2 protein-coding genes are annotated in these 2531 nt (G+C 67.0%); both read left to right on the plus strand.

The window, feature by feature from the left end; translation table 11 throughout:
- Positions 1–1496 (plus strand): sugar ABC transporter ATP-binding protein (locus GSQ95_RS20030; protein WP_158897126.1); only part of this gene is annotated, 1496 nt, incomplete at its 5' end.
- A 60-nt stretch (positions 1497–1556) separates the two neighbouring features.
- The coding region (locus tag GSQ95_RS20035) for an ABC transporter permease (RefSeq protein ID WP_158897127.1) at positions 1557–2531 on the plus strand (975 nt) is incomplete at its 3' end.

Genomic DNA, 2531 nt, shown 5'->3' on the forward strand with positions numbered 1-2531 from the left:
GCGAATACCTGCTGGAAATCGTCGACGTCACCAAGGAGTTTCCCGGCGTCAAGGCGTTGTCCCACGTGCAGCTGCGGGTGCGTCCCGGCACCGTGCTGGCGCTGATGGGCGAGAACGGCGCGGGCAAGTCGACGCTGATGAAGATCATCGCCGGCATCTACCAGCCCGATGCCGGCGAGGTGCGGCTGCGCGGGGTGCCGGTGCGCTTCGAGACGCCGCTGCAGGCGCTGCAGTCGGGGATCGCCATGATCCACCAGGAACTCAACCTGATGCCCTTCATGACCATCGCCGAGAACATCTGGCTGGGTCGCGAACCGCTCAATGCCCTGCATCTGGTGGACCACGGCAAGATGCGGCGCCAGACCCAGGCGCTGCTGGACCGGCTGCGCATCGCCCTGGACCCGGAAGACAGCGTGGGCAGCCTGTCCATCGCCGGGCGGCAGATGGTGGAGATCGCCAAGGCGGTGTCCTACGACAGCGATGTGCTGATCATGGACGAACCCACCTCGGCCATCACCGAGACCGAGGTGGCGCATCTGTTTTCCATCATCGCCGACCTCAAGGCCCAGGGTAAGGGCATCGTCTACATCACCCACAAGATGGACGAGGTGTTCCAGATCGCCGACGAGGTCGCGGTGTTCCGCGACGGCCAGTACATCGGCCTGCAGCGCGCCGACAGTATGAACGGTGACGGCCTGATCGCCATGATGGTGGGGCGCGAACTGACCCAGCTGTTCCCGGAGCGCACCGCGCCGCGCGACGAGGTACTGCTGTCGGTGCGCGACCTGGGCCTGGACGGAGTGTTCTCCGGCGTCTCCTTCGACCTGCGCGCCGGCGAGGTGCTGGGCATCGCCGGACTGATGGGCTCGGGGCGCACCAACGTCGCCGAGACGCTGTTCGGGGTGACCCCGGCCACGGCGGGCGAGATCCGCATCGACGGCCGGCCGGTACGCATTAGCGATCCTCATCTGGCGATCCAGAAAGGCCTGGCGCTGCTCACCGAAGACCGCAAGGACACCGGCATCTTTTCCTGCCTGTCGGTGGGGGAAAACATGGAGGTGGCGGTGCTGAATGGTTTCGCCAGCGGCGGCTTCGTGCAGCAGCAGCGCCTCGACCGGCTCTGCGAAGAGATGCGCCAACAACTGCGGGTGAAGACCCCCTCGCTGGACCAGTGCATCGCCAATCTCTCCGGCGGCAACCAGCAGAAGGCGCTGATCGCCCGCTGGCTGATGACCCGGCCGCGCATCCTCATCCTCGACGAACCTACCCGCGGCATCGACGTCGGCGCCAAGGCCGAGATCTACCGGCTGATCGCCAAGCTGGCTGCCGAGGGCCTGGCGGTGATCATGATTTCGTCCGAACTGCCCGAGGTCCTGGGCATGAGCGACCGGGTGATGGTGATGCACGAAGGCACCGTCACCGGCTTTCTCGATCGCGGCGAAGCCACCCAGGAGCGGGTCATGCACCTGGCCTCGGGCAATCCCGTACTGCACTAGCGCAGCTTTCGCGCGGTGGGCCCGTCCCCATCGCTCCCGGCATACAAGAGGTAGAACAAGATGAGTGCCCTCCTGGACAAGAAAACCGCCGAGCTACCCAGCGCGCGCCCGCGGCGCCGCATTCCCACCGAACTGGGCATCCTGCTGGTGCTGCTGGGCATCGGCCTGGCCTTCGAGGCCTTCGGCTGGGTCCTGCGCGACCAGAGCTTCCTGATGAATTCCCAGCGCCTGGTGCTGATGATCCTGCAGGTCTCGATCATCGGCCTGCTGGCCATCGCCGTGACCCAGGTGATCATCACCACCGGCATCGACCTCTCCTCCGGCTCGGTGCTGGCGCTGTCGGCCATGGTGGCGGCGAGTCTGGCCCAGGGCTCGGACTTCGGCCGCGCGGTGTTTCCCTCGCTGACCGACCTGCCGGTCTGGGTGCCGGTCATGGCCGGCCTCGGGGTGGGGCTGCTGGCCGGCGCCATCAACGGCAGCATCATCGCCGTCACCGGCATCCCGCCCTTCATCGCCACCCTCGGCATGATGGTCTCGGCCCGCGGCCTGGCGCGCTACTACACCGAGGGCCAGCCGATCAGCATGCTGTCCGACAACTACACCGCCATCGGCGCCGGGGCCATGCCGGTGATCATCTTCCTGGTGGTGGCGGTGATCTTCCACATCGCCCTGCGCTACACCAAGTACGGCAAGTACACCTATGCCATCGGCGGCAACATGCAGGCCGCGCGCATCTCCGGCATCAACGTCAAGAAGCACCTGATCATCGTCTACAGCATCGCCGGCCTGCTGGCGGGCCTGGCCGGGGTCGTGGCCTCGGCCCGCGCCGCCACCGGCCAGGCCGGCATGGGCATGTCCTACGAACTGGACGCCATCGCCGCGGCGGTGATCGGCGGCACCAGCCTGGCGGGCGGGGTAGGGCGCATCACCGGCACCGTGATCGGCGCCCTGATCCTCGGCACCATGGCCAGCGGCTTCACCTTCCTCGGGGTGGACGCCTACGTCCAGGACATCATCAAGGGCCTGATCATCGTG

Origin of the sequence: Pseudomonas sp. BAV 4579 (assembly GCF_009765395.1) — a bacterium.
Lineage (GTDB): Bacteria > Pseudomonadota > Gammaproteobacteria > Pseudomonadales > Pseudomonadaceae > Chryseomonas > Chryseomonas aestiva.